Genomic DNA, 24,995 nt, shown 5'->3' with positions numbered 1-24,995 from the left:
CTAACGCAAAGTCTTCGCGGTACGCGCCTCCATACTCAGCGCGTGCACGCTTCTCGCCTGACGATCTGCGGCAATGACGATGTATCGGTCAATTTTCCCTATGCAACTTCGGCCTTGAGGCAGATTTTCCATGGCGGAGCCGTTCACGCAAGGCGCGGCCTGCTTCCGGTTCGCGACCATTCAACCTGATCTGGAGAATCCATGAAATCGATGAAGATTGGTAAACATGCAGAAGCCGGCTTCACCCTGCTCGAACTGATGATCGTTGTCGCGATCATCGGCATCCTGGCCACCATCGCCATGCCCGCCTACCAGGACTACATGGCACGCTCGAAGTTCGGTGCCGCCCTGGCCGAGCTCTCGGCTGGCAAGGTCGGGTTCAATACCCGCATCAACGATGGCGAAGAAGTGACCGGACCGCAGGATGCGGGTCTCCCGGCGCCCGATAAATCGACCGCGAACTGCACCTTCGGCGCCAGCGCCACCACGCTCACCTGCACCATTGTCGCCGGGCCCACCACCGTCAAGAACCAGGTCATTACCCTGACCCGTGACGCCGACACGGGCGCCTGGAGCTGCAAGGCCGATACCGTGCCGCAGAAGCTGATCGGCCCGAAAGGCATTTGCGAAGGCAGGGCCTGACCACCTTCGAGCGCGCCACCTGCGCCGGGAGGCAGCGCGCATGAAAAAAGCCCGCTGCAGGAGCGGGCTGTGCGATACAGGCAAGCGCCGGATCAGCGTTTCAGATAGCCGTCGAGCCAGTCGATCACGGTATGGTGCCACAGCACCGAATTCGCCGGCTTCAACACCCAGTGGTTCTCATCCGGGAACACCAGCAGCTTGCTGTCGATGCCACGCCGCTGCAGCGCGGTGAAGGTCGACAGGGCCTGCGCGGTCGGGATGCGGAAGTCGAGGTCGCCCTGGACGACGAGCATCGGCGTTTTCCACTTGTTCACGTGGTGGACCGGGTTGAAGCGTTCGTGCTGGTCCGGCACCGCGAAATACGGACCGCCGTTTTCCCAGTCGGTGAACCACTGCTCTTCGGTCGAATAGGCCATCCCGCGTGCGTCGAACACGCCATCGTGGTTGACGATGCACTTGAAGCCGTCCGGCCAGTTACCCTCGATCCAGTTCATCATGTAGCCGCCGTACGAGGCGCCCAGGGCGCAGCTGCGCTCGCGGTCCAGCCACGGGAACTTCTGCACCGCGGCGGCCAGGCCTTTTTGCAGGTCTTCGAGCGGCTTGCCGCCCCAATCGCCGCTGATCGCGTCCGTGAACTTCTGGCCGTAGCCCGTGGAACCGTGGAAGTCGATGAAGACGGTGGCATAGCCGGCGCCGGCGTACACCTGCGGGTTCCAGCGGTAGCTCCAGGCATTGCCAAAGCTGCCCTGCGGGCCGCCGTGCACCAGGAAGGCAATCGGGTACTTCGCGCCCGGCTGCGCATTCCAGGGTTTCATCACGTAGCCGTGGACCGTGTCGCCGTTGGCGCCGGCAAAGCTGAACTGCTCGAATTCGCCGAAGCGCACGTCCGCCAGCGCCTGCTGGTTGTTGCTGGTCAGGCGAGCAGGCTTGCCCCCCTTCAGGCGGGTGCTGTAGAGCTGGGCCGGGGAATCGAGCGTCGCGTGGGTGTAGGCGATCGTATCGCGGCGCATGTCGAAACCGCCGATCGAACCCTTGTCGGTCAGGGCACTGACCTTGCCGCTGGCAAGGTCGATCGCGAACAGGCGGTGCTGGCCGACGTCTTCGGCATCGACCACGACAGTCTTGCCGTCCGCGCTCCAGAGCAGGCTGCCGGCGGAGCGGTCCCAGTTTTCAGCCAGGTGGCGCTTCTTGCCAGTCGCGACATCCATCAGCACGATGTGGAAACGGTCGGCTTCGAAGCCGGGGCGCGACATCGCCAGGTAGGCGAGGGTGCGCCCATCCGGCGAAAACACGCCTTTGGTATCCCAGGCGTTATTGTCACTCGTTAAGTTGCGCGGCGCGCCACCGCCAGCGGCCGGCACGCTGAACAGGTCGAAGTTGGTCGACCAGGCCTCGGTCTTGCCGGCGATGCGCGCCGAGAACACCAGGGTCTTGCCGTCCGGGCTGAACCGGTATTCCTCGCGGTCGCCAAACGGTTTCGAAGGCACGTCGGCGTCGAGCGCGCCGGAGAGGCTGACCGGGGTGCCGCTCACGCGGCCATTCGCGTCCAGCGGCGCCGAGAACAGCACGGCATTGCGGCCATCGGCCCAGGTGTCCCAGTGACGCACGAACAGGCGGTCATAGACGCGGCCGCTCGCCTTGTTCTTCGCCTGCTCGTCGAGACGGTTCTTCGTGCAGGACAGGTCGGCGCAGTCGCGGAACACGGCCAGCGAGAAGGCGATCCGGTCGCCCTGCGGCGAGACGCGGAAGTTGTCGACGTCGAGCGGCAGATTCGTCACCTGGACCGGCTCGCCGCCAGCGACGCTCTGGCGCCACACCTGGGCGCTGCCCGAGCGGGTCGACAGGAAATACACGGCGTCACCCTTGGGCGACCATTCCGGATCCGTGCTGCTGCTGTCGTGATTGACGAGGGCGCCTGGCGCCGCCTTGCCGTCCAGGCCGGCAATCCACAGGCTGGTGTGGCCGCGGTTCTTGTCCATGTCGGTCCGGCGTACGGTATAGACGACGCGGCTGGCGTCGGGCGACACCGCCGGGCTGCCGACGCGTTCCAGCGTGACCAGATCTTCCACCGTCAAGCCGCGCGGCGCGGCTACGGCGCTGGACGCGGCCACGGCGGCACCCAGCATTAGCAAACGTAATTTCATTCCATCCTCTCGAAACGTGTCCGGTATTGGTCTCCCGCCGTACAGCCGGGCAGGGAAGCCAGCAATTTAACACGTGGCAAGACGCGGCAGGCATTGCCGGCGCTACCGCGGGGAGGCGCCTGGCCTGTCCCGGGTTAGCCCGCGTCCTTGCCGCCGAGGGCGCGCAGGTTGGTGACCAGCACGGCCAGCGCGAAGAGGATGAAGGCCACGCCGCCATAGGTGCCGAAATTCAGGGTATCGTCCCGGCCCATGCCGTCGAACAGCAACATGCCGCCCATGACGGCAAAGAACATGGGGCCGAGAAGCATCGCTTTGCGCGAGGTCTTCATGACTTTGCTGCCGCGCAGGCTCAGCGCATGCATGTCCGCTGCCAAAGCTTCATGTTCTCCTCGGCAGGTCAGGCTATGGCCGAGGTCAGCCGAGCAGTCGGGGCAGACGCCCCTGCAGCATACGCGGCAGATACCGTGCGCGCTGCTGTGTGGATGCTTGAAACAGTTCATTTAGTAGCGGATAAAAGTGGGAAAGCGGCGTGGCGCGGTATGCGCGCAGTTCAATCGCCGTCGAAGTCGAGGTCGCCGAGGTCGGAACCGATGTCGATCAGGTCCTCCATCAATTCGCCTGGTGAACCGGCATGGTTTCGCGTACGCCCTGCACGGATGAGGACATAGCCAGCAAGCCCCAGCAGCAGGCTGCCCCAATACCACGGCAGGCCGAACAGGCGATAGTCGAAGAGTGCGACGACAAGCGCAGCGCCGATGAACAGGCTGCCGACCAGCGTTCGGGCGTTCATGTGCCTTGCGCCGGCAGCGGCCGTGGAACCGGCGCCACCTCGTGATTCAGAAAACGCGTCCTGCTTGCGCTGCGCGCTGCTCCGCGAGCTCGACACTGATGCGGGCATTCTTGCGCACGCTGCTCGCCCAGCGCAGCAGGAACCAGGCGACTGCCAGGCTCAGCAACCCGGACATCAGGGCGCTCGCGCCCGCCCAGACAGTGGTACCGGCCTGCAGGCGTTCGAAGGCAAGCACCAGTGTATGGCAACCATCGATGCCGACCAGCAGCGTTAGCAGACAGGAAAAGACAACCGGGACGTAATGCAGCAGTTTCACCGCGACTCCTTCATCAACATGTATAGACTTGCAATTACTTGCAAAATAGCATGTTCATCGGGACGTCGTCGACAATTGATTGCTTGCCGGCGCAAGGCGAGGATCCGGGCGACCGGGCGCAAAAGCATCGTCACGCAGCCGTTCAGGTGCAGGGAATGACTTTCGCCGTCGGCACCGTACTCAAGGGCTTGAAGCCTGCGGCGGCGGCCGTCTTTTCCTCGTTTGCCTCGATCTCGAAAATGCCGATCTTGCCGTCAGGGCTGCCGCATACCGCCGAGGTGGCGACGCCATCCGTGCCACACGCGGCAGCGCGCGGCTGGACATTGGCCGACGTAAGCTGCGCCTGCAGTGCGGCCAGCGTCATGCCACCACCGCTGCATTGCAGCGAACCCATCGATTTAAACACCTGGATAGTGGAATCGTCGTCTCCGCCGCCGCAAGCGGTCAGCGATGCCAGCACAGCCAATGTCAGAACAAATCTACACATACGGGTCCCATGATGGATGCGACGGCGGTATTGACGTCGCGGCCAAAAGTATGGGTTAGAGGCAATTAATTATCAATTCGAAAATTGTCACCGTGTGTAGCGGTTTGTCGGCAAGCGTGGAAGGGGGGCTACACCACCGCCGTCCAGTCCCCGCTCTTGCCCCCGTGCTTTTCCAGCACCCGCACATTCGTCATCACCATCCCCCGGTCCGCCGCCTTGCACATGTCGTAAATCGTCAGCAGCCCCACCTGCACGGCGGTCAGGGCCTCCATCTCGACCCCGGTCTTGCCGACCGTCTCGACCTGGGCGCGGCAGTGCACGCTGCTGGCGCTTTCGTCGACTTCGAAATCGACGGCGACACGGGTGATTGCCAGCGGGTGGCACAGGGGCACCAGGTCGCTGGTGCGTTTCGCGCCCATGATGGCGGCGATGCGGGCGATGCCGAGCACGTCGCCCTTTTTGGCATTACCCGACTGGATCAACCCGAGCGTTTCCGGCTGCATGCGGATGGTGCCGGCGGCAACCGCGATGCGGTGGGTCTCGTTCTTGGCGCCGACGTCGACCATGTGGGCCTGGCCACTGGTGTCGAAGTGGGTCAGCGGGGAAGAGGGAGAGTCGCTCATGGTCTTGTCGGTATGCCTGGGTAAGAAAGTGTTTCGGGGCGCGTGAAGGCGCCGGCGGATGGGGTTATCATAGCATCGTGAAACCGATGACCTCCCCCGCATTGCCATCCGTATCGTCCCGTTGGCGCGTCCCGCTGGCCGTCCTGCTCGTGTCGGCCGCGGTCGGGCTCAATCCTGCGTCGGCACGTGCCCAGGCGCTGAATAACGTGCCGAATTCCGCCAGGCTGCCCACGCTGGGCGATACCGCGCGCGAAGACCTGTCCCCGATCGTCGAGCGTAAACTCGGCGAAGAGATCATGCGCGAGATCCGGCGCGACCGCGACTACCTCGACGACGACGGCATTGCCGAATACCTGAACAATTTCGGCGGCGCCCTGGTCGACGCGGTGCCCGGCACGCGCGGCGAGACCAACGCCGATTTCGAGTTCTTCACCGTGCGCGACGGCGCCATCAACGCGTTTGCGCTGCCCGGCGGTTTCATCGGCGTGCACTCCGGGCTGTTGCTGGCGGCGCAGAGCGAGTCGGAACTGGCCTCGGTGATCTCGCACGAGATCGGCCACGTCTCGCAGCGCCATATCGCACGGATGCTCGGCCAGCAGCGCCAGGACGTGCTGCTGCCGCTGGCCACGCTGATCCTGGCGGCGCTGGCCTCCGAAGGCCAGTCCCGACGCGGCGATGGGCGTGCTGATGGGCGGGCAGGGCCTGGCCGTGCAGCGCCAGCTGAACTTCAGCCGGGATGCGGAGCGCGAGGCCGACCGGGTCGGCTTCCAGATCATGGGCGCCGGCGGCTACGACACCTCGGGCATGGTCGCCTTCTTCAAGCGCCTGCAAAGCGCGAATAAAGTGTATGGCGAAATCCCGGCTTTCCTGAGCAGCCACCCGCTGACGAGCGAGCGCATCGTCGACATCCAGTCGCGCATTCGCGAAACGCCGTATCGCCAGCGTATCGACACCATTGAATTCCACCTGGCCAAGGCACGTGCGCGCGTGCTGCAGGATCTCGGCACCGTCGCCCGCCGCGAAACGCGCGCCGCCTTCGAGGCGCAACTGGTGCAGCAGCATCGCCAGCAGCAGGTGGCGGCGCAGTACGGCCTGTCCTTCCCGGCGCTGAAGGAGGGCGACCTGGCCGGCGCCCGCAGCTGGTTTGACAAGGCACGTGCCGCCATGCAGCCCAAGCCGGGGGTGTTCTCGAATACGCCTGCGAGCAATGGCGGCGCCATGTTCGCCATGCTCGACCTCGACATCAAGCTGGCGCCGGGCCAGCCGAAGGAGGTCGCGCAGCAGGCCCTGAAGGATGCGGAAAACGCCACGCACGCCTACCCGCTGTCGCGCGCGCTGGCACGCCAGTATGCCGACGCGATGATCAATGCCGGCAAGCTCGACGAGGCCACGCGCTACCTGCGCGACCAGGTGCAGCTGTACCGCGAGGAGCCAAAGCTGTACGAGCTGCTGGCCAAGGCGTATTCGGGGCAGGGCAGGATCGCCCTGCAGCACATGGCGCTGGCAGAATCGTATGTGCTGGCCGGGGCTCTGCCGGCCGCCGTCGACCAGCTCAATTTCGCGCGCAAGGCGAAGGATGTGTCGTTCTACGACCAGTCCGTGATCGACGCGCGCGAGCGTGCCATCAAGGCGCGCCAGAAAGAGGAAAAGGAAGCCGACAAGGAGAAGTAAGCGCATGCGTCCCTTGATGGTGCCAGTGAAACAGCGGCTGCAGTTTGCCGGCGTGACGGTGGAATACATCGTGGCCGGCAAGGGTGCTCCTGGCATCGTGCTGGTGGCAGGAGCGGGCGGCCCGGTCGAAAGCTGGTACAAGGTGTTTGGAGAACTGGCGGAGGCGCATACCGTTTTCGCCTACAACCGCGCGGGCATCGGCGAGTCCAGTAAGCCGGACGCGCCGCAAACGGCCGCCGCCATGGTGCGCACCCTGCGCGCTTTTTGCTGGCCGCCGGGGTGCCCCGACCCGGGTGCTGGTCGGCCACTCGCTCGGTGGCCTGGTCGTCAACCTGTTCGCACGCTCCCATCCGGACGAGGTCGGCGCTGTCGTGCTGGTCGAGGCCACCGCGCCCGAGGACGTGCGCATTCTCCCCCGCCACGACCATGCATTGCAGCGCTGGCTGAAACGCCTGGTCACGCGCCTTTCGCCGCCTCATCATCCGGGCCGAGACCGAGCAGCTCGACGCCAGCCTGACCGAGCTCGATGCCGCGCCGCCTTTTCCGCCGCTACCTTTGTATGTCATCAGCGGCGCGCGTCCCGCGCTGGCCTGGGCCACGCCGGGGGCGCAGCTGCGCGCACGGCAAGCCCATCAACGCGAACTGGTGAAGTTGTCGCCGCTGGGCAAACAGGTGGTGGCCGAGCGCAGCGGGCACTTCCCGCAATTTACCGAACCCGAGCTGGTGCGGCGCACGATCGAGGCGGCCGCCCGCGACGCGGCCAGCTTTGGCGCAGGCTGATCAGCCCGCAGGCGAGGCGGGCGGCCTTGGCAGCGGATCGAAGCCGAAATGCTGCGCCAGCGAGGCGCGGGCGATGCGTTCGACCGGCACCCGGGCACCACGCCAGCGCAGCACCAGCGTGCCTGCGCCGCCGCCCAGCCAGGCCAGCAAGGCCTCGTCGCCAGCCGGCTGGCCATCCAGTTCCAGGTCCTCGAACAATTGCGCCACGTCGCGGTCGTCGAGCTGGGCGACGATGTCTCCCGCCTGCACGATCGCTTCGCCGTTCTCCAGGAGATACAGGCGCTCGATGGTTTCCAGCGCGGCGCCGGTCTGCAGCACCAGACCCTGGGCCGGATCGGTGCGGGCGATATAGGGCGTGCTTTCCAGGTTGACGTAGACGCGTTGCGGGCCGTTCTGGAAATACCAGCGGCCGGCCTCGTCATGGCCGTAGTTGCGGTTGATGAAGCCGACCAGCGTGGGGTTGTTCAGCCGGTCGCCGGGCGCGTTCGCGGCTTGCGCCGCTTCGTCGCGCATGCGCCAGTTACCACGCGCATCGAGTGCCAGCCAACCATAACAGTTGGGCACGTTCGGCCACTTGGCCATTGCCTGTTTTACGATGTCATCCATGGGTGCCAGCTTCGCATAGTTCGGATGTCGTTGGCGCACCGGTTCGCGCGCCTGGAACGCCATCGAAGAAGGACAGGATGCGTGCCGGCAGCCAGGCATTGTTGCCCGGGAAGGCCCCGGCCGGGAAGCCGACGTGGCCGCCTTCTTCCGGGTACTCGAGCGTCACGGCCTTCGACGCGCTGGCGGGCAGGTGGGCGCCCGGCAGGAAGGGATCGTTGCGGGCATTCAGTACCGGGGTCGGCACGCGGATGTCGTGCAGCACGTGGCGGGCGCTGGCGCGGTGCCAGTAATCGTCGGTGTCGCGGTAGCCGTGCAGCGGGGCGGTGACGACATTATCGAACGCGTAGAGGTCGCGCGCGGCGAGCAGCGCCTGGCGGTCGAACAGGCCGGGAAACTGCTCCAGCTTGGCCAGGCATTTCGGCTTCAGCGTTTGCAGGAACATGCGGGTATAAAGCATGTTGAAGCCCGAGGACAGGGCTTCGCCGCCGCGCGTCAGGTCGAGCGGGGCGGAGATCGCGGCGGCGGCCGTCACGAAACCGGCGGCCGTGCCCGACTCGCCCAGCCAGCGCAGCAGCGCATTACCCCCGAGCGAGACGCCGGCCGCGTACAAGGGGCCGGGAGCGCGTGCGCGCAGGCGCGCCATGATCCAGTCGATTTCGAGCGCGTCGCCCGAATGGTAGAAGCGCGCCGTGCGGTTCGGTTCGCCCGAGCAGCCGCGGAAATGCGGCACGGCGCCCGACCAGCCGCGTGCCGCCAGCGCCGCCATCAGGCCACGGGCGTAATGGCTGTTCGACGAACCTTCCAGCCCGTGGAACAGGACCACCAGGGGTTTGCCGGGCTGGCCGTCGACGAAATCGACGTCGACGAAGTCCTCGCCCAGCACCGGATCGTGCACGCTCCAGCGCTCGCGCCGGTAGCTGACTGGCGGCTTGGCCAGCAGGGTGGCGGGAACGATGGTTTGCAGGTGGCCGCCGGGCAGCCACGCTGGCGCGCGGTAGGTCATGGTCTGGAGCGGCGTTGTCGCCGCGGTCAATGGGCGACGCTTAGTGGTGCTTGAACGCGACGCCAGGCGCCAGGCGGTAGTGGGTGCCGCAGTAGGGGCACTTGGCGGTGCCTTCATGGTCGAAATCCAGGAAGACGCGCGGGTGCGACGACCACAGTGGCATGGACGGGTTCGGGCAGTGCGCCGGCAAATCCTTGGCCTCGAGTTCCACCACAGGCATGGTCTTGTTGTTCATTGAAATTCTCCGTCGAGCGAAAGGTGGCAAAGACAGGATTTTAACGGATTCGCGCGGCGGTTCGGAATGATCGGTAGAATGGCGAGTTCACCGCCGTGTTGGCTTGCGGCAACGTAGGGAGGGCGCCCCGTGCCCACGCGGTGATGGTGATCGTCAACGATGGCATGCACGATGATCCGGCTGCGAACACCGCGTGGGCACAGGGCGCCCACCCTACATTTGCTACTCTTCTTCGCTACTTCTCCATGCTCTTCCGCTGTTCTTGCCCCGTCGTTTTTGTCGTTCCCGTCTGTTGCAGGAGCGCGACATGAACGCGCCGGACACTAAGCAAACCTCCACCGATATGACTGAACGCCATGACCCCGTGCTGTGGCGCGAAGGGCTGACAACCGGCTTGCCGACCCTGTTCGGCATCGGCGCCTGGGGCATGGTGGTCGGCATCGCCATGGTCAAAACCGGGCTGACCGCGCTGCAGGCCTGCGGCATGACCTTGCTGGTGTATGCAGGTTCGGCCCAGCTGGCAGCGCTGCCTTTGATCCTGGCGCATGCGCCGATCTGGGTCATCTTTGCCACCGGCCTGGTGGTGAACCTGCGCTTCGTGATCTTTTCCGCCCTGATGGGGCCGCACTTCGCGCACCTGAACTGGCGCCAGCGCCTGTTCTATGGCTATATCTCCGGCGACTTGACGGTGGCGCTGTTCCTGCAGCGTTTTCCGACTGCCGCGCGGCAGCCGGGCAAGCTGTCCTATCTGCAGGGCTTGATGTTCCCGAACTGGCTGGCCTGGCAGGGCGGCTCGATCATCGGCGTCTTTCTCGGCAGCGCGATTCCGACTTCCTGGGGCCTGGGTTTTGCCGGCACGCTGGCGATTCTCTGCATCACGGTGCCGCTGACGATCAACCGGGCGGCACTGTGTGGCGTGCTGGTGGCCGGCACGGTGGCGGTGGCCGCCTATGGCTTCCCTTATAAACTTGGCCTGCTGCTGGCTGTCGTGGTCGGCATGCTGGCCGCGATGGCAGCCGAGGCCCTCATCGAAAAACGAAAGGCGCGTCATGGCTGAATGGGAAATCTGGGCCGTCATCGTCGTGCTGGCGCTGTCGACCGTACTGACGCGCAGCAGTTTCTGGATGATCGGCCACCGCGTCACGATTCCGCCGCGCATCCAGGGCATGCTGCGCTACGCACCGGCCTGCGCACTCGCGGCGATCATCGGACCGGACCTGCTGCTGGACGCGGGCGGGAATGTGCACCTGGAGCTGGGGAACCCGAAGCTGCTGGCTGGCATCGCAGCGCTGGTGTTCTACTTGTGGCGACGGAACATGCTGCAAACCATCGTATTCGGGATGCTTGCCTTCACACTGTTGCGCATTTATCACGTTTTTGGCGCCGCTGCCTAAGGTAGAATAGCGTTTTTTCACTATTTCACTGTTGAGCCGACATGGACGCCGTTCTCAGTTTCACCCGCCTGCAGGACCTGATCGATCGTGATGCATTGAAAAACAAGCGCGTTTTCATTCGCGCCGACCTGAATGTGCCGCAGGATGATGCCGGCAACATTACCGAAGACACCCGTATCCGCGCCTCGGTTCCCGCGATCCAGGCTGCCCTCAAGGCCGGCGCCGCCGTGATGGTGACCTCGCACCTGGGACGTCCGACCGAAGGCGAGTTCAAGCCGGAAGACACGCTGGCGCCAGTCGCCGCGCGCCTGTCCGAGCTGCTCGGCCAACCGGTCGAACTGAAGCAGAACTGGATTGACGGCGTCGATGTGGCCCCAGGCCAGGTCGTGCTGCTGGAAAACTGCCGCGTCAACAAGGGCGAAAAGAAGAATGCCGACGAGCTGGCCCAGAAGATGGCCAAGCTCTGCGACGTCTATGTCAACGACGCCTTCGGCACCGCCCACCGCGCCGAAGCGACCACCCATGGCATCGCAAAATTTGCACCGGTCGTCGCGGCAGGTCCGCTGCTGGCTGCCGAACTCGACGCACTGGGCAAGGCCCTGGGCCAGCCGGCGCGTCCGCTGCTGGCGATTGTCGCCGGCTCGAAAGTCTCGAGCAAGCTGTCCATCCTGCAAAGCCTGGCCGGCAAGGTCGATAATTTGATCGTCGGCGGCGGCATTGCCAACACCTTCATGAAGGCCGTCGGCCTGAACATCGGCAAGTCGCTGGTCGAAAACGACCTGGTGAATGAGGCCAGGCAGATCATCGACATGATGAGCGCGCGCGGCGCCTCGGTGCCGATCCCCGTCGACGTCGTCTGCGCCAGGGAATTTTCGCCAACGGCCGCCGCCACCGTGAAGGATGTCGCCGATGTGGGCGACGACGACATGATCCTGGACATTGGTCCGAAGACGGCCGCCATGCTGGCCGAGCAGGTGAGTCAAGCCGGCACCATCGTCTGGAACGGCCCGGTCGGCGTGTTCGAATTCGACCAGTTCGCAGAAGGCACCAGGACCCTGGCCATGGCGATCGCCAAGTCGAACGGTTTCTCGATCGCCGGCGGCGGCGACACCCTGGCCGCGATTGCGAAATACAACATCGGCGACCAGATCGGCTATATCTCCACCGGCGGTGGCGCCTTCCTCGAGTTCCTCGAAGGAAAGACCCTGCCGGCAGTCGACATCCTGCTTCAGCGTAAGGCCCAGTAAGCAGTGCCAGCGCAGCCCCAAGGCTGCGCTTCTCATTTCAGAATCAAGGATTCCAACATGCGCCCTCTGTACAACGCCACCAAGATCGTTGCCACCATCGGCCCGGCATCGACCGATTTCGATATCCTCGTGCGGATGATCCGTGCCGGCGTCGACGTCGTGCGCCTGAATTTCTCGCACGGCCGGGCCCAGGACCACATCGACCGCGCCGCGCTGGTACGCCGCGCCGCCGCCGAATGCGGGACCGAGGTCGCGATCATGGCCGACATGCAGGGACCGAAGATCCGCGTTGGTAAATTCGAAGACGGCAAGATCTTCCTGAACAATGGCGACAAGTTCATCCTCGACGCCAAATGGGGCGAAAACGGCGAGCTGGGCAACCAGGAACGCGTCGGTCTCGACTATAAAGCCCTGCCGCGCGACGTGCGTCCCGGCGACCGGCTGCTGCTCAACGACGGCCTGATCGTGCTGGTCGTCGACAAGGTCGTCGGCCACGAGATCTGCACCACGGTGAAAGTGGGCGGCGAACTGTCGAACAACAAGGGCATCAACCGCCAAGGCGGGGGACTCACCGCGCCGGCGCTGACCGCCAAGGACATGGAAGACATCAAGACCGCGATGAGCTTCCAGGCCGACTATCTGGCGATCTCGTTCCCGAAAAGCGCGACCGACATGGAAATGGCGCGCCAGCTGGCGAACATCGCCGGCGAGCCCTACGGCCACAAGCCGATGATGATCGCCAAGATCGAGCGTGCCGAAGCCATCCCCGTGCTGCAGGAAATTCTCGATGCGTCCGACGGCATCATGGTCGCGCGTGGCGACCTGGCGGTGGAAGTGGGTAACGCCGCCGTGCCGGCCCTGCAAAAGCGCATGATCCGCATGGCACGCGCGTCGAACAAGCTGGCCATTACCGCGACGCAGATGATGGAGTCGATGATCGTCAACGCCGTCCCGACCCGCGCCGAAGTGTCGGACGTGGCCAATGCCGTGCTGGACGGCACCGACGCCGTCATGACCTCGGCCGAGACCGCATCGGGCAAGTATCCGATCGAGACCGTCGAAATGATGGCCGCGATCTGCCTGGAGGCGGAACAATCCGAATACAACAAGCTCGACGCGGACTTCCTGAACGTGGAATTCACCCGCATCGACCAGTCGATTGCCTACGGCACCCTGTTCACGGCGCACCACCTGGCCGTAAAAGCCATCGTCGCGCTGACCGAGTCGGGCTCGACGGCACTGTGGATGAGCCGACATAACATCGACACCCCGATTTTCGCCCTGACCCCGTCACAAACGACGCAGCGCAAGGCCTCCCTGTACCGCAACGTGCGAGCATTCCACCTGCTGCAGGAAGGCGGCAGCCACGCCGTGCTGCGCAAGGCGGAAGAACTATTGATCAAGGAAGGCATGGTCAGCCCGGGCGACACCATCGTCGTCACCTGGGGCTCGCCAATGGGCGAGGCCGGCGGCACCAATGCACTGAAAATCGTGCGCGTCGGCGAGACCTACAAGGATTAAAAGCGGCTTCGCGTTGTCGAAGTCCGGGCAGGAGAGACAGAAACCGTAGCGAGCGGCGGCAATTCGCGGTGAGAAGCACAGCTGTGCGCATGTACAGCGAGCATCGCAAACGCGAAGTGCAACGCGCAGTAGGTTTATGCTCTCCTGGAACAGTTTCTTAATTGTTTGGAGTACTACCATGGCACTCGTATCACTGCGTCAACTGCTGGACCACGCCGCCGAGAACGGCTACGGCCTGCCGGCGTTCAACGTCAACAACCTGGAACAGGTGCAGGCCATCATGGCCGCGGCCGACGCCACCAACAGCCCGGTGATCATGCAGGCCTCGGCTGGCGCGCGCAAGTACGCCGGCGAAGCCTTCCTGCGCCACCTGATCGACGCCGCCGTCGAAGCCTATCCGCATATCCCGGTCGTGATGCACCAGGACCACGGCCAGTCGCCGGCGGTCTGCATGGCCGCGATCCGTTCGGGCTTTTCCTCGGTGATGATGGACGGTTCGCTGGAAGCGGACGGCAAGTCGGTCGCCTCGTATGAATACAACGTCGAAGTGTCGAAAGAAGTCGTCAAGTTCGCGCACTCGATCGGCGTGACCGTCGAAGCGGAACTGGGCGTGCTCGGTTCGCTGGAAACGATGAAGGGCGACAAGGAAGACGGCCACGGCGCCGACGGCACCATGACCCGCGAACAGCTGCTGACCGACGTCGACCAGGCTGCCGACTTCGTCGCACGCACCCAGTGCGACGCGCTGGCAATCGCCATCGGCACCTCGCACGGCGCCTACAAGTTCACCCGCAAGCCGACCGGCGACATCCTGGCGATCGACCGCATCAAGGAAATCCACGCGCGCATCCCGAACACCCACCTGGTGATGCACGGCTCGTCGTCGGTGCCGCAGGAACTGCTGGCGATCATCCGCGAATTCGGCGGCGACATGAAGGAAACCTACGGTGTTCCGGTCGAAGAGATCCAGGAAGGCATCAAGCACGGCGTTCGCAAGATCAACATCGACACCGACATCCGCCTGGCCATGACCGCGGCGATCCGCAAGTTCATGTTCCAGAACCCGTCGAAGTTCGATCCGCGCGACTACAACAAGCCTGCGCGCGAAGCGGCAATGGAAGTCTGCAAGGCGCGTTACCTGTCCTTCGGCTGCGAAGGCCAGGCATCGAAGATCAAGCCGATTCCGCTGGAGAAAATGGCCGAGCGTTACAAGGCCGGCGAGCTGGCGCAAGTCGTCAAGTAAAATAGCGTTGTCGAACGGGCTGCCGCACGGTAGTCCGGCTTCTCGGACCGCGACAAACCTACTGCGCGTTGCACTGTCGGCCTGTGATGCTCGCTGTACTGTTCGTACAGCTGCGCTTCTCGACCAACATTGCCGCCGCTCGCTACGGTTTTTCGAGGTCCTTACTGGCGGACAGGGCAACCTGCTCCGCCGATTCCGCTTAGTTGGTTTCCCTGATCCTCATGTCTATGAACAGCCTCTACCAATCCTCGATCCAGTCCCTGCCACTGCTCGGCCGCGGCAAAGTGCGCGACAACTACGCTGTCGGCGACGACAAGATCCTGATCGTCACCACCGACCGCCTGTCGGCCTTCGACGTCGTCATGAACGAACCGATCCCGGGCAAGGGCATGGTACTGAACCAGATGAGCGACTTCTGGTTCGAGAAGCTCGGCCACATCGTGCCGAACCACCTGACCGGCGTGACACCCGACAGCGTCGTGGCACCAAGTGAGGTGGAGCAGGTGCGCGGCCGCGCCGTCGTGGCCAAGCGCCTGAAACCCATCATGGTGGAAGCGGTGGTGCGCGGTTACATCATCGGTTCCGGCTGGAAGGACTATCAGGCAAACGGCGCCATCTGCGGTATCGAACTGCCGCCGGGCCTGCGCCAGGCGGATAAACTGCCGCAGCCGATCTTCACGCCGGCCGCGAAAGCCGACATCGGCGAGCACGACGAGAACATCTCGTTCGCCGACATGGAAAGCCGCATCGGCCCGGAACTGGCCGCGAAGATGCGCGAGGTCTCGATCCAGCTCTACACCGCCGCTGCGGAATACGCGGCGACCCGCGGGATCATCATCGCCGACACCAAGTTCGAATTCGGCCTGGACGAGAACAATGTGCTGCACCTGATGGACGAAGTGCTGACCGCCGATTCCTCGCGCTTCTGGCCGGCCGACTCGTACGCGCCGGGCATGTCGCCGCCGTCTTTCGACAAGCAGTTCGTGCGCGACTACCTGGAGACCCTGTCCGACTGGAACAAGACCGCGCCGGCGCCGCACCTGCCGGAAGAGGTCATCAGTAAAACCCAGGCCAAGTACTTCGAAGCCATCGAACGCCTGACCGGCGAAAAGCTGAAGGCCTGACGATGAGCGATGGAGTGAAACCGCTGGTCGGCGTGGTGATGGGTTCCTCGTCGGACTGGGATGTGATGCAGCATGCTTGCGAGATGCTGAAACAGTTCGGCGTGGCCTTCGAGGCGCAGGTGATTTCGGCGCACCGCATGCCCGACGAGATGTTCGCCTATGCAGGCAGCGCGCGCGCGGGGCCTCCGCGCCATCATCGCCGGTGCCGGCGGCGCCGCTCACCTGCCGGGCATGATCGCCGCGAAACCATCGTCCCGGTGCTGGGCGTGCCGGTGCCGTCGAAATACCTGCGCGGCGAGGATTCGCTGCTGTCGATCGTGCAGATGCCGAAAGGCGTGCCGGTATCCACCTTCGCCATCGGCGAAGCGGGCGCCGCGAATGCCGCGCTGACGGCGGTGGCCATGCTGACCGCCACCGACGACGCGCTGGCCGCCCGCCACGGAACAATTCCGCATTGAGCAGACCGCCGCCGCCAAAGCGATGACCTTGCCTGTCTGAAGGTGTTATGAGCAACAAGAGTACTCCGCAGTCCGCCCCCATCCTCCCCAGCGCCCATCCGCCGACCTGGCTCGGCGTCATGGGAGGCGGCCAGCTCGGGCGCATGTTCGCCCACGCCGCCCAGGCGATGGGCTACAAGGTTGCCGTGCTGGAGCCGGCCGCCGACAGTCCGGCAGGGCAGGTCGCCGAGCGGCAGGTTCAGGCCGGCTACGACGACAGCATCGCGCTGGGCCAGCTGGCCGCGCTCTGCAGCGCCGTCACCACCGAGTTCGAGAACGTGCCGGCCGACAGCATGAAGCTGCTGGCGCAGGGCAGTTTCGTCGCACCCGCCGGCGCCTGCGTCGCCATCGCCCAGGACCGAATTGCCGAGAAACGCTTTTTCGTCGCGTGCGCGCCGCGGTCCGGCGTGATGCCGGCGCCGCACAAGGTGATCGCCACGCAAGCCGACATCGATGCCATCGATGACGATCTGCTGCCGGGTATCCTGAAAACCGTGCGCATGGGTTACGACGGCAAGGGCCAGGTCCGTGTCAAAACGCGCGACGAGGTGCGCGCCGCCTTCGAAGCGATGGACGGCGTGACCTGCCTGCTGGAAAAAATGCTGCCGCTGGCCTACGAGGTGTCGGTGCTCACTGCGCGCGGCCATGACGGCGCGTCGGTAGTCTATCCGATCGCCGAGAATGTGCACCGCGACGGCATCCTGTTCACGACCACCGTGCCGGGGCCGAACGTGTCGCCGGAGTGCGCGCAACGCGCCCAGGACGCCGCCCGCGCCATCGTGGCCCAGCTCGGCTACGTGGGCGTGCTCTGCATCGAGTTTTTCGTGCTGGAGGACGGTTCGCTGGTCGTCAACGAAATGGCGCCGCGCCCGCACAACAGCGGCCACTACACGATGGATGCCTGCGTCACCAGCCAGTTCGCCCAGCAGGTCCGGGCGATGGCGCGCTTGCCGCTGGGCGATTGCCGCCAGCACTCTCCGGCCGTCATGCTCAATATCCTGGGCGACGTCTGGTTCGAGGGCACGAGCGACACCGTGCGCGAACCGGCCTGGGAGCGCGTGCTGGCGCTGCCCGGCGCCTTCCTGCACCTGTACGGCAAGGACGATCCGCGCCGTGGACGCAAGATGGGCCACGTGACTTTCGTGGCGCCGACCCTGGCGGAGGCGCAAGAGCAAACGCGCGCCGCCTGCGCCATCCTCGGGATCGCGCCATGAGCAGCGAATCGTCCAACGGCGCCATCGACCAGGCAGCGGTAGAGGCCGCGGCGCGTGCGCTGGAAGCGGGCCACCTGGTCGCTTTCCCGACCGAGACCGTCTATGGCCTGGGCGCCGATGCCGAGAACCCGGCGGCGGTGGCCGCCATCTATGCCGCCAAGGGCCGGCCGCAGGATCACCCGGTGATCGTGCACCTGGCACCCGGGGCCGACATCGCCCACTGGGCCTGCGACATTCCGCCGCAGGCGCATGCGCTGGCCGAGGCTTTCTGACCGGGGCCGCTGACGATGATCGTCAAGCGCGCGCCGAACATTCCGGATGCCGTCAGCGGCGGCCAGGACACGGTGGGATTGCGCTGCCCGTCTCACCCGGTGGCGATCGCGCTGCTGCGCGCCTTCAAGGGCGGGCAGGGCGGCATCGCCGCGCCGTCGGCGAATAAATTCGGCCACGTCAGCCCGACGACGGCCCAGCACGTGCGCGACGAATTCGGCAGCGACGGCAGCGTCGCGCTGGTGCTCGACGGCGGCGCGGCCGATGTCGGCATCGAATCGACCATCGTCGACCTGTCGCGCCTGGCCAGCCACGGCCCGGTACTGCTGCGTCCTGGCCACGTGAGCGCCGAGGCGATTGCCGCCGTCATCGATCAATTGCCGAGCGCACCAGATGCGGAGGCGCCGCGCGCTTCCGGCACGCTGGAATCGCATTACGCGCCGCATACGCCGGTGGCGATGCAGGACACGGCAACGCTGACGCAGACGCTGGCGCGCCTGATTGACGCGGGCCGCAAGGTCGCCCTCATCCATTATTCGGATTTGCCCGCGGCACATGCCAGCCTGCGCCTGCCGGCCACGCCGGAAGGCTTCGCCCACGCCCTGTACGCGGCCCTGCGCGCGATGGATGGCAAGGGAGCCGATGTGATCCTGGTCGAGGCGCCGCCGCAGGATGGTGCCTGGCTGGGCGTCAACGACCGCCTGCGCCGCGCCGCGCATGGATCGACCGGGATCGTGCACGGCTTGCTGAACCGCGACGCGGCGGTGTAGGGCGGGCGCACCACGCGGGGTGCGCCGGTCATCCGTTTCGATCACCACCGGGCGGGGAACCCGCCCGGCCTGCAGGGTGGTCGGCTCCAACCCTGGCGCGAGCGTCCACGGAACGTCTGCGCCGACCACGCGTTCAACTCCTCTCCGAATACCGTTACCACATGCACGAGCCACGCGAACGCGTGGACGGCATCCGGGCCGCGGCGATGCGAGCGTCATGGTGGAGCCGTTCACCCTGCGCCTCGTCTCCGCGTCCCCCGCCACGCTTCGAGATATTGCCCATAACAATGCTTGTTATAATCGGCAAGATTGTCGGCCTTGCTGCCTGGGTGTTGTCTTTGGTTGACACCATGACAATATAAATTTCTATACAAGCAGCAAGAACACTGGCATATTAGTTTGGGACACGAATAGCACGGGCGTTCGTTTCACAGAAAAATATCCAATCCCCTAGGAGACACAATGCGTCAAAAGAATTTTGCGCTCGCGCTGCTGACCGCAGCGGCGCTCGCCGCTTGCGGCGGTACCGGTAGCAGTGGTGGCGACCAAACGCACAAGGTTGCGTTCAGCCAGCAAGTCACGTTCGGCGACAGCCTGTCGGACGTCGGTACCTATAACGTCGGCGCGATCAAGGCCGCCGGCGGCGGTAAATTCACCATCAACGGCAACAGCACCGCGACGAATTCCGTGCTGACCGGCCTGAACTGGACCGAAGTGCTGGCGGCCGAATTGAAGCTGCCGGCGCCTTGCGCCGCCCAGACTGGCCTGCTGGGCAATACGGCCGGCACCAACGTCCCGGTGACCAACAACCCGAGCTGCTTCAACTATGCACAGGGCGGTGCCCGCGTCACCAATCCGATCGGTCCGGGCAACCCGGCCGTCAAGCCGGAACTGGGCGAAATGACCGTGCCGGTCGTGACCCAGGTCGCGAACCACCTGGCCAAGACCGGCGGCAAGTTCAGCGGCACCGAAATCGTCACCATCATGGCTGGCGGTAACGACGTGCTGATGCAACTGGGCGCCGTCAGCGCCGCCGGCAAGCGTGCAGGCGAGCAGGCCTTCCCTGGCCTGCTCATCAGCGGCCTGGCAGCAACCACCTTGAACCCGGCCACCGCCGCGCCGCTCATCCAGCAAGCGGTCGCCGCCAACGCCGCCAACGGCCAGAGCGCGATCGTCAACGCGGCCGTGGGTGTGGCGATGTCGCAAGGCGCGACCCAGGCTGCCGCCGTTGCCGCGGCCACCAAGGCCGGCACGGATGCAACCGCTGCCGGCACCAAGGCCGCGGGCGAATACGCCGCTGCCAACGCTGCGACCCTGGTGGGCGAACTGGGCAAGGCCGGCGCCGAACTGGCCGGCATCGTCAAGACCCAGCTGCTGGCCAAGGGTGCCAACTACGTCATCGTCAACAACCTGCCGGACGTCGCCAACACCCCGTCGGGACGCGCACAGCCGGCGCTGCAGCCGCTGATCGACACCATGGTCAACACCTTCAATGCCCAGCTGAAAGCCGGCCTGGGTACCGACGCGCGCGTGATGTATGTCGACCTGTACGCGGTGAGCAAGGACCAGGTGACCAACCCGGCCCCGTATGGCCTGACCAACACGACCACCAAGGCTTGCGCCACCGAGTCGTCGCTGACCTGCACCATCAAGGACGCAACCGGTCCTGACGTGAGCCACTACATGTTCGCCGACGACATCCACCCGACGCCATACGAGTACTGGCTGGTTGCCCGCTACGTGCTGGCCGACATGGCCAAGAAGGGCTGGCTGTAAAAACGATAAAGCTTGCCCGCGCGGGCCGATGACGCACTTGCCGTGCGCGCCCGCCGGGTCCTTGCGCCAATAAGAATCAGGAGAAATGATGAAAGTACGTTTCAATAGCGCCATGAAAGCGCTGGTGGTGGCTGCCGCGCTGGCATGCGCCTCGACCGCCTCGGCCCAGTCCGCCGGCCAGTGGACCGCCAAGTTCGGTTTCAACCAGCTGAGCCCGAAAGTCGACAGCGGCGACATCTCGGCACCGGCCCTGCCGGGTACCAAGGCCGACGTCGAGAGCGACATCCAGCCGGTGCTGATCATCGCCTACGGCCTGACCGACAATATCTCGCTCGAAGGCGCGCTGGGTACGCCGTACAAGCACAAGATCATGGGCGCAGGCGCGATCGCCGGCACCGGCGAACTGGGCACCGTCGAGGCGCTGCCGCCGACGCTGTTCGCGCAGTACCGCTTCTTCGCACCGAGCGCCACCTTCCGTCCCTATGTCGGCCTGGGCGCGACCTATGCCTACTTCATGAAGGAACGCGGTTCGGGCAAGCTGACTGCGCTCACCAACCCGGGCAGCAGCACGCCGACGACCTTCGAGATCGACAACAAGTTCACCTACACCGCGCAAGTGGGCGTGGCGATGAACCTGACCGATAAATGGTTCGCCGACGTGACGGTCAACAAGAGCCGCCTGCGCACCGACGTGCACTTCTCGACCGGCCAGAACCAGCACATGAAGCTCGATCCGGTGGCGGTCGTGCTGGCGGTGGGCTACAAGTTCTAAGACGACGTTCAGCGTCGATGGAGCCGGCACGGTGCAAGCCCTGCCGGCTTTTTTTCGTCCGCAGTCCGCGGCTTCTCCCGCAGGATGGGCTCCGCCCACGCGGACGCAAGATACCGCGAACGGTACAGGCAACAGCCCCACTACCGGCAAGCACGCGTGGGGAGCCCGCCCTGCGAGAGACACGACAGATTGCGGGTAATGAAGCTGTCTAATGCAGGCTCGCCGCGTACTCGGTAAAACGCTCGCCGCTCAGGGCCGGCTCGTACAGGTAGCCCTGGTAGACGAAGCAGCCCGCCTCGGACAGGAAGTCGCGCTGGCCCGCCGTCTCCACGCCCTCGGCGATGACCTGCAGGCCGAGGCTGTCCCCCAAGGCGATGATCGAGCGCACGATCGAGGCGTCGTTGCGGTCGGTGAGGACGTCGCGCATGAAGGAGTAATCGATTTTCAGCTGGTCCAGCGGCAGCTTGCGCAGGTAGGCCAGCGACGAATAGCCGGTGCCGAAGTCGTCGAGCGAGAAGGTGATGCCGAGGCGGCGCAGGGTTTCCATGGTTTCGACCGTATGGGCGAAATCGGTGACCACCAGCGTCTCGGTCAGCTCGAACTTCAGGTAATGCGGGTCGACCCCGGTGGCGGCCAGGATTTCCTGGGTCATGGGGACGAAATCGGGCTCGACGAACTGACGCGCGCTGACATTGACCGACAGCGACAGGTGGCGCGTGACCGGATTGCCCTGCCAGGAAGCCAGCTCGGCGCAGGCCGTGCCGAGCACCCAGCGCCCGATGTCGACGATCAGGCTGGTCTCTTCGGCCGCCTTGATGAAGTCGGTCGGATACAGGAGTTCGCCGTTCGGCTGGCGCCAGCGCAGCAGGGCCTCGGCGCCGATGACGCGGCTGTCGCCGTCGAGCTGGGGCTGGTAGTAGAGGATGAACTCGTGGTTGCGCAGTGCCCGACGCAGCCCCGTTTCGAGCTCGGAGCGGGCGGTCCACTTGGCCTGCATGTCCGGGTCGAAGAAGCGGAAGGTATTGCGCCCGGCCGCCTTGGCCTGGTACATCGCGGTATCGGCCTGTTTCAGGGCCGATTCGACCGTGTCGGTGGCGCCGCTGATCATCGTCACGCCGACGCTCGTCGAGACCGCATACATGAAGTCGGCCAGCTGGAAGGGCGCGTTCATGGCCGCCACCACTTTCGCCGCCACGGTCTCGGCCTGGTGCGCCGCCGCTTCGAGCATCTCTTCCTCGGGCTGGACCAGGATCACGAATTCGTCGCCGCCCAGGCGCGCCACCATGTCCGCTTCGCGCACGCTGTGCTCGAGCCGGCGCGCCACCGCCTGCAGCAGCATGTCGCCGGCAGCGTGGCCGTGGGTGTCGTTGAGGATCTTGAAGTTGTCGAGGTCGAGGAACATCAGCGCCCCGAACTTGCGCGAGCGCGCGCTGCCGAGCAGGGCGCGGCGCAGGTGATCGAGCAGGCTGGCGCGGTTCGGCAGTTCGGTCAGCGCGTCGAAGTAGGCCAGTTTATGGATGCGCTCCTCGTTGATCTTGCGCTCGCTGATGTCGGTGCTGATGACCAGGATCTTCTGCTGTACGCCGGTGTCCGGATCGCCCGCCACCACGGTCCAGCGCGAGTCGGCATGGATGGTCGTGCCGTCGCGCCGGTGCTGCTGCAGTTCGCCAGCCCACTCGCCTTCCTCGATGGCCGTGCGCAAGGCCTCGCTGAAGGCGGCATGGTTGTCGCACAGCAGGTCCGACATGCGCTGGCCCAGGACCTGCCGCTCTTCCCAGCCATAGAGGCGCTCGGCCCCCTTGTTCCAGTAGGTGATGCGCGCATGCATGTCCATCACGAAGATGGCATCGTGTGCCTTGTCCAGCAGCGAAGCCTGCTCCCTGGCCAGCAAGTCGGCGCGGCGCAGCGCGCTGATGTCGGCGATGAACCCCTCGAGCGAAACATTGCCATCCTGGTCGACCACGGCGGAACCCTGTTCCCAGGCCCAGCGCAGCTTGCCGGAAGCGGTGATGATGCGGTAGCTCAGCTGGAAGGGACGGCCTTCGCGGACCGCCTGGTTGGTGTCGGTGAGGACCTGGGCACGGTCGTCGGGATGGATCAGGCTGGCATACGCGATGGGATGCTCGCCGAAGAAGGCCGCGGCCGGATACCCGGTCAGCTTCTCGACCCCGGCACTGAGGAATTCCATGGTCCAGTGGCTGTCGTTCAGGCAGCGGTACACGGCCCCTGGCAGATTGCGCAACAATAGATCGAGCGACAACGCCGAGGCGTCATGGGAGCGCGAGTTTGTCGACACTGACTGTACCGAAGTTGGCATCTTCCGCACGCTTGACGTAGGTGGGACATCTGCAGCGAAACGATTGATCTCGCACACATGGTAACGCGAAAGTTACGACAGTTCGTTAACCGTGCGTCAATTTTTTACGTTGTTGGCGGAGTGGTACGGGACAGGCATGACGCCTGCCAGCTGGATGGGCTGGCAGGACGGGGAGTGTTGCAGACGGGCAGATTCAGCCTGGAGGCCAGGCTTGCCGTGGGGACTTGCCCTGGAAAATCAGAACGCGGCGATGCCGGTCTGGGCGCGGCCGAGGATCAGGGCGTGGATGTCGTGCGTGCCTTCGTAGGTGTTGACCACCTCGAGGTTGACCATGTGGCGGATGATGCCGAACTCGTCCGAAATACCATTACCGCCGAGCATGTCGCGCGCCGTGCGGGCGACGTCCAGCGCCTTGCCGCAGGAGTTACGCTTCATCATCGAGGTGATCTCGACGGCTGCGGTGCCTTCGTCCTTCATGCGGCCCAGGCGCAGGCAGCCCTGCAGGCCGAGCGTGATTTCGGTCTGCATGTCGGCCAGCTTCTTCTGCACCAGCTGGTTGGCGGCGAGCGGCTTGCCGAACTGCTTGCGGTCCATCGTGTACTGGCGAGCGGTCTGCCAGCAGGCTTCGGCCGCGCCCAGCGCACCCCAGGCGATGCCGTAGCGTGCCGAGTTCAGGCAGGTGAACGGACCCTTCAGGCCGCGCACGTCCGGGAAGGCGTTTTCTTCCGGGCAGAACACGTTGTCCATCACGATTTCGCCGGTGACGGAGGCGCGCAGGCCGAACTTGCCGTGGATCGCCGGTGCCGACAGGCCTTCCATCCCTTTGTCCAGCACGAAGCCGCGGATCGCGCCTTCGTCGTCCTTGGCCCAGACCACGAACACGTCGGCCACCGGCGAATTGGTGATCCACATCTTCGAACCGGTCAGCGCATAGCCGCCGTCGACCTTGCGTGCACGGGTGACCATCGAGCCCGGGTCGGAGCCGTGGTTCGGCTCGGTCAGGCCGAAGCAGCCGATCCATTCGCCGGTCGCCAGCTTCGGCAGGTATTTTTGCCTGGTTGCTTCGTTGCCGAACTCGTAAATCGGCACCATCACCAGCGAGGACTGCACGCTCATCATCGAGCGGTAGCCGGAGTCGACGCGTTCGACTTCGCGCGCGATCAGACCGTAGGCGACATAGTTCAGGCCAGGGCCGCCGTATTGCTCGGGAATGGTCGGGCCGAGCAGGCCCAGTTCGCCCATCTCGCGGAAGATCGAGGTGTCCATGCGCTCGTGGCGGAAGGCCTCGAGGATGCGCGGCTGCAGCTTGTCCTGGCAGTAGGCAGCGGCGGCATCGCGCACCATGCGCTCTTCGTCAGTCAGCTGGCTGTTGAGCAGCAACGGATCGTCCCAGTGGAAGGGCACGGCCGAGGTCTTGCGTGGCGAATCGGAAGCGTTCATGGAGCGGTCCTGTCTCTGTCGGTTGTTCTGTCGTCTGGAAAGCGCGCACCTTGCGGCCGCGCCGAGCCGGATCATTATAGGAAGGACATGCCGGCCCATCTTTTCAATCTGCG

At 65.0% G+C, this 24,995-nt stretch carries 22 protein-coding genes and 4 pseudogenes; 15 read left to right on the top strand and 11 right to left on the bottom strand.

The annotated features are described in order from the left end of the window. Positions 1-201 precede the first annotated feature (201 nt). The gene (locus tag G4G28_RS22495) at positions 202-642 is read left to right on the top strand and encodes a pilin (protein WP_202033699.1); all 441 of its coding nucleotides are present in this window, start codon (positions 202-204) and stop codon (positions 640-642) included. A gap of 92 nt (positions 643-734) precedes the next feature. On the opposite strand, the gene G4G28_RS22490 is transcribed toward G4G28_RS22495, so the two are convergent. From G4G28_RS22490 to moaC, 6 genes are all read right to left on the bottom strand, one after another. Beyond that, positions 735-2,786: a S9 family peptidase gene (locus G4G28_RS22490; protein WP_183107847.1), complete on the bottom strand. Its 2,052-nt coding sequence runs from the start codon at positions 2,784-2,786 to the stop codon at positions 735-737. Positions 2,787-2,920: 134 nt separating this feature from the next. Beyond that, positions 2,921-3,148 (bottom strand): hypothetical protein, encoded by a 228-nt coding sequence (locus tag G4G28_RS22485; RefSeq protein WP_182990009.1) that lies wholly within the window; start codon positions 3,146-3,148, stop codon positions 2,921-2,923. 188 nt (positions 3,149-3,336) lie between these two features. Next, entirely contained in the window at positions 3,337-3,576 is a 240-nt protein-coding gene (locus G4G28_RS22480; protein ID WP_182990008.1) for a hypothetical protein, read from the bottom strand. 46 nt (positions 3,577-3,622) lie between these two features. Next, entirely contained in the window at positions 3,623-3,892 is a 270-nt protein-coding gene (locus G4G28_RS22475) for a hypothetical protein (protein ID WP_182990007.1), read from the bottom strand. Positions 3,893-4,034: 142 nt separating this feature from the next. Beyond that, the gene (locus G4G28_RS22470) at positions 4,035-4,298 is read right to left on the bottom strand and encodes a hypothetical protein (RefSeq protein WP_210283272.1); all 264 of its coding nucleotides are present in this window, start codon (positions 4,296-4,298) and stop codon (positions 4,035-4,037) included. A 209-nt stretch (positions 4,299-4,507) separates the two neighbouring features. Beyond that, on the bottom strand, positions 4,508-5,002 hold the full coding sequence (gene moaC / locus G4G28_RS22465) for a cyclic pyranopterin monophosphate synthase MoaC (protein ID WP_182990005.1): 495 nt from the start codon (positions 5,000-5,002) through the stop codon (positions 4,508-4,510). 86 nt (positions 5,003-5,088) lie between these two features. On the opposite strand from moaC, the pseudogene G4G28_RS29510 reads away from it, so the two are divergent. The 3 genes and pseudogenes from G4G28_RS29510 to G4G28_RS22450 all read left to right on the top strand — a co-directional run bounded on the left by G4G28_RS29510 (position 5,089) and on the right by G4G28_RS22450 (position 7,453). After that, positions 5,089-6,673: pseudogene (locus tag G4G28_RS29510) on the top strand (M48 family metalloprotease). 83 nt (positions 6,674-6,756) lie between these two features. After that, positions 6,757-7,134: pseudogene (locus G4G28_RS29505) on the top strand (alpha/beta fold hydrolase); the annotation flags it as partial. A 94-nt stretch (positions 7,135-7,228) separates the two neighbouring features. Beyond that, complete coding sequence (locus G4G28_RS22450; protein WP_183107846.1) at positions 7,229-7,453, top strand: hypothetical protein; 225 nt, start codon at positions 7,229-7,231, stop codon at positions 7,451-7,453. On the opposite strand, the gene G4G28_RS22445 is transcribed toward G4G28_RS22450, so the two are convergent. The 3 genes from G4G28_RS22445 to G4G28_RS22435 are packed head-to-tail and all read right to left on the bottom strand — an operon-like array spanning position 7,454 to position 9,297. Then, positions 7,454-8,059 carry a DUF2946 family protein gene (locus tag G4G28_RS22445; protein ID WP_182990003.1) on the bottom strand — a complete coding sequence of 202 codons (606 nt, stop codon included), beginning with the start codon at positions 8,057-8,059 and terminating at the stop codon, positions 7,454-7,456. Next, a complete protein-coding gene (locus G4G28_RS22440) occupies positions 8,052-9,062 on the bottom strand; it encodes a YheT family hydrolase (protein ID WP_182990002.1) in 1,011 nt (336 codons plus the stop codon). The genes G4G28_RS22445 and G4G28_RS22440 overlap by 8 nt, the downstream gene beginning before the upstream one ends. 40 nt (positions 9,063-9,102) lie before the next feature. Next, positions 9,103-9,297, bottom strand: coding sequence for a zinc-finger domain-containing protein (locus G4G28_RS22435; protein ID WP_182990001.1), 195 nt, complete (start codon positions 9,295-9,297; stop codon positions 9,103-9,105). Between the two features lie 343 nt (positions 9,298-9,640). On the opposite strand from G4G28_RS22435, the gene G4G28_RS22430 reads away from it, so the two are divergent. The 11 genes and pseudogenes from G4G28_RS22430 to G4G28_RS22380 all read left to right on the top strand — a co-directional run bounded on the left by G4G28_RS22430 (position 9,641) and on the right by G4G28_RS22380 (position 21,125). Next, the gene (locus tag G4G28_RS22430) at positions 9,641-10,354 is read left to right on the top strand and encodes an AzlC family ABC transporter permease (protein ID WP_229425272.1); all 714 of its coding nucleotides are present in this window, start codon (positions 9,641-9,643) and stop codon (positions 10,352-10,354) included. Continuing rightward, positions 10,347-10,691, top strand: coding sequence for an AzlD domain-containing protein (locus tag G4G28_RS22425; protein ID WP_182989999.1), 345 nt, complete (start codon positions 10,347-10,349; stop codon positions 10,689-10,691). Before G4G28_RS22430 ends, G4G28_RS22425 begins: the two co-directional genes overlap by 8 nt. A gap of 41 nt (positions 10,692-10,732) precedes the next feature. Then, positions 10,733-11,938 (top strand): phosphoglycerate kinase, encoded by a 1,206-nt coding sequence (locus G4G28_RS22420; RefSeq protein ID WP_229425271.1) that lies wholly within the window; start codon positions 10,733-10,735, stop codon positions 11,936-11,938. Between the two features lie 66 nt (positions 11,939-12,004). Further along, positions 12,005-13,459, top strand: a complete 1,455-nt coding sequence (gene pyk, locus G4G28_RS22415) for a pyruvate kinase (protein ID WP_182991637.1) — start codon at positions 12,005-12,007, stop codon at positions 13,457-13,459. Positions 13,460-13,637: 178 nt separating this feature from the next. Beyond that, positions 13,638-14,702 (top strand): class II fructose-bisphosphate aldolase, encoded by a 1,065-nt coding sequence (gene fba, locus G4G28_RS22410; protein WP_182989998.1) that lies wholly within the window; start codon positions 13,638-13,640, stop codon positions 14,700-14,702. A 227-nt stretch (positions 14,703-14,929) separates the two neighbouring features. Next, a complete protein-coding gene (locus G4G28_RS22405) occupies positions 14,930-15,826 on the top strand; it encodes a phosphoribosylaminoimidazolesuccinocarboxamide synthase (RefSeq protein WP_182991636.1) in 897 nt (298 codons plus the stop codon). A gap of 2 nt (positions 15,827-15,828) precedes the next feature. Beyond that, positions 15,829-16,324: pseudogene (purE, locus tag G4G28_RS22400) on the top strand (5-(carboxyamino)imidazole ribonucleotide mutase). 7 nt (positions 16,325-16,331) lie between these two features. Further along, positions 16,332-17,537 carry a 5-(carboxyamino)imidazole ribonucleotide synthase gene (locus tag G4G28_RS22395; RefSeq protein WP_183107845.1) on the top strand — a complete coding sequence of 402 codons (1,206 nt, stop codon included), beginning with the start codon at positions 16,332-16,334 and terminating at the stop codon, positions 17,535-17,537. Further along, positions 17,534-18,577: pseudogene (locus G4G28_RS22390) on the top strand (L-threonylcarbamoyladenylate synthase). Before G4G28_RS22395 ends, G4G28_RS22390 begins: the two are co-directional and overlap by 4 nt. A gap of 462 nt (positions 18,578-19,039) precedes the next feature. Then, positions 19,040-20,353: an SGNH/GDSL hydrolase family protein gene (locus tag G4G28_RS22385; protein WP_182989994.1), complete on the top strand. Its 1,314-nt coding sequence runs from the start codon at positions 19,040-19,042 to the stop codon at positions 20,351-20,353. 88 nt (positions 20,354-20,441) lie between these two features. Then, positions 20,442-21,125 (top strand): OmpW family protein, encoded by a 684-nt coding sequence (locus G4G28_RS22380; protein ID WP_182989993.1) that lies wholly within the window; start codon positions 20,442-20,444, stop codon positions 21,123-21,125. A 208-nt stretch (positions 21,126-21,333) separates the two neighbouring features. On the opposite strand, the gene G4G28_RS22375 is transcribed toward G4G28_RS22380, so the two are convergent. Together G4G28_RS22375 and G4G28_RS22370 are read right to left on the bottom strand one after the other, a co-directional pair. After that, complete coding sequence (locus G4G28_RS22375) at positions 21,334-23,367, bottom strand: bifunctional diguanylate cyclase/phosphodiesterase (RefSeq protein ID WP_229507782.1); 2,034 nt, start codon at positions 23,365-23,367, stop codon at positions 21,334-21,336. A 312-nt stretch (positions 23,368-23,679) separates the two neighbouring features. After that, positions 23,680-24,882, bottom strand: a complete 1,203-nt coding sequence (locus G4G28_RS22370) for an acyl-CoA dehydrogenase (RefSeq protein ID WP_182989992.1) — start codon at positions 24,880-24,882, stop codon at positions 23,680-23,682. Positions 24,883-24,995: the final 113 nt, after the last annotated feature.

Origin of the sequence: Massilia sp. Dwa41.01b, assembly GCF_014171775.1 — a bacterium.
Lineage (GTDB): Bacteria > Pseudomonadota > Gammaproteobacteria > Burkholderiales > Burkholderiaceae_D > Telluria.
This window is presented reverse-complemented; position numbering and strand designations above follow the sequence as displayed.

Bases quoted from the DNA above. Each gene is read 5' to 3' on its own strand.
- G4G28_RS22495 (WP_202033699.1), top strand. From the start codon at position 202: ATGAAATCGATGAAGATTGGTAAACATGCAGAAGCCGGCTTCACCCTG.
- G4G28_RS22490 (WP_183107847.1), bottom strand. From the start codon at position 2,786: ATGAAATTACGTTTGCTAATGCTGGGTGCCGCCGTGGCCGCGTCCAGC.
- G4G28_RS22485 (WP_182990009.1), bottom strand. From the start codon at position 3,148: ATGCATGCGCTGAGCCTGCGCGGCAGCAAAGTCATGAAGACCTCGCGC.
- G4G28_RS22480 (WP_182990008.1), bottom strand. From the start codon at position 3,576: ATGAACGCCCGAACGCTGGTCGGCAGCCTGTTCATCGGCGCTGCGCTT.
- moaC (WP_182990005.1), bottom strand. From the start codon at position 5,002: ATGAGCGACTCTCCCTCTTCCCCGCTGACCCACTTCGACACCAGTGGC.
- G4G28_RS22445 (WP_182990003.1), bottom strand. From the start codon at position 8,059: ATGGATGACATCGTAAAACAGGCAATGGCCAAGTGGCCGAACGTGCCC.
- G4G28_RS22440 (WP_182990002.1), bottom strand. From the start codon at position 9,062: ATGACCTACCGCGCGCCAGCGTGGCTGCCCGGCGGCCACCTGCAAACC.
- G4G28_RS22435 (WP_182990001.1), bottom strand. From the start codon at position 9,297: ATGAACAACAAGACCATGCCTGTGGTGGAACTCGAGGCCAAGGATTTG.
- G4G28_RS22430 (WP_229425272.1), top strand. From the start codon at position 9,641: ATGACTGAACGCCATGACCCCGTGCTGTGGCGCGAAGGGCTGACAACC.
- G4G28_RS22425 (WP_182989999.1), top strand. From the start codon at position 10,347: ATGGCTGAATGGGAAATCTGGGCCGTCATCGTCGTGCTGGCGCTGTCG.
- G4G28_RS22420 (WP_229425271.1), top strand. From the start codon at position 10,733: ATGGACGCCGTTCTCAGTTTCACCCGCCTGCAGGACCTGATCGATCGT.
- fba (WP_182989998.1), top strand. From the start codon at position 13,638: ATGGCACTCGTATCACTGCGTCAACTGCTGGACCACGCCGCCGAGAAC.
- G4G28_RS22405 (WP_182991636.1), top strand. From the start codon at position 14,930: ATGAACAGCCTCTACCAATCCTCGATCCAGTCCCTGCCACTGCTCGGC.
- G4G28_RS22395 (WP_183107845.1), top strand. From the start codon at position 16,332: ATGAGCAACAAGAGTACTCCGCAGTCCGCCCCCATCCTCCCCAGCGCC.
- G4G28_RS22385 (WP_182989994.1), top strand. From the start codon at position 19,040: ATGCGTCAAAAGAATTTTGCGCTCGCGCTGCTGACCGCAGCGGCGCTC.
- G4G28_RS22380 (WP_182989993.1), top strand. From the start codon at position 20,442: ATGAAAGTACGTTTCAATAGCGCCATGAAAGCGCTGGTGGTGGCTGCC.
- G4G28_RS22370 (WP_182989992.1), bottom strand. From the start codon at position 24,882: ATGAACGCTTCCGATTCGCCACGCAAGACCTCGGCCGTGCCCTTCCAC.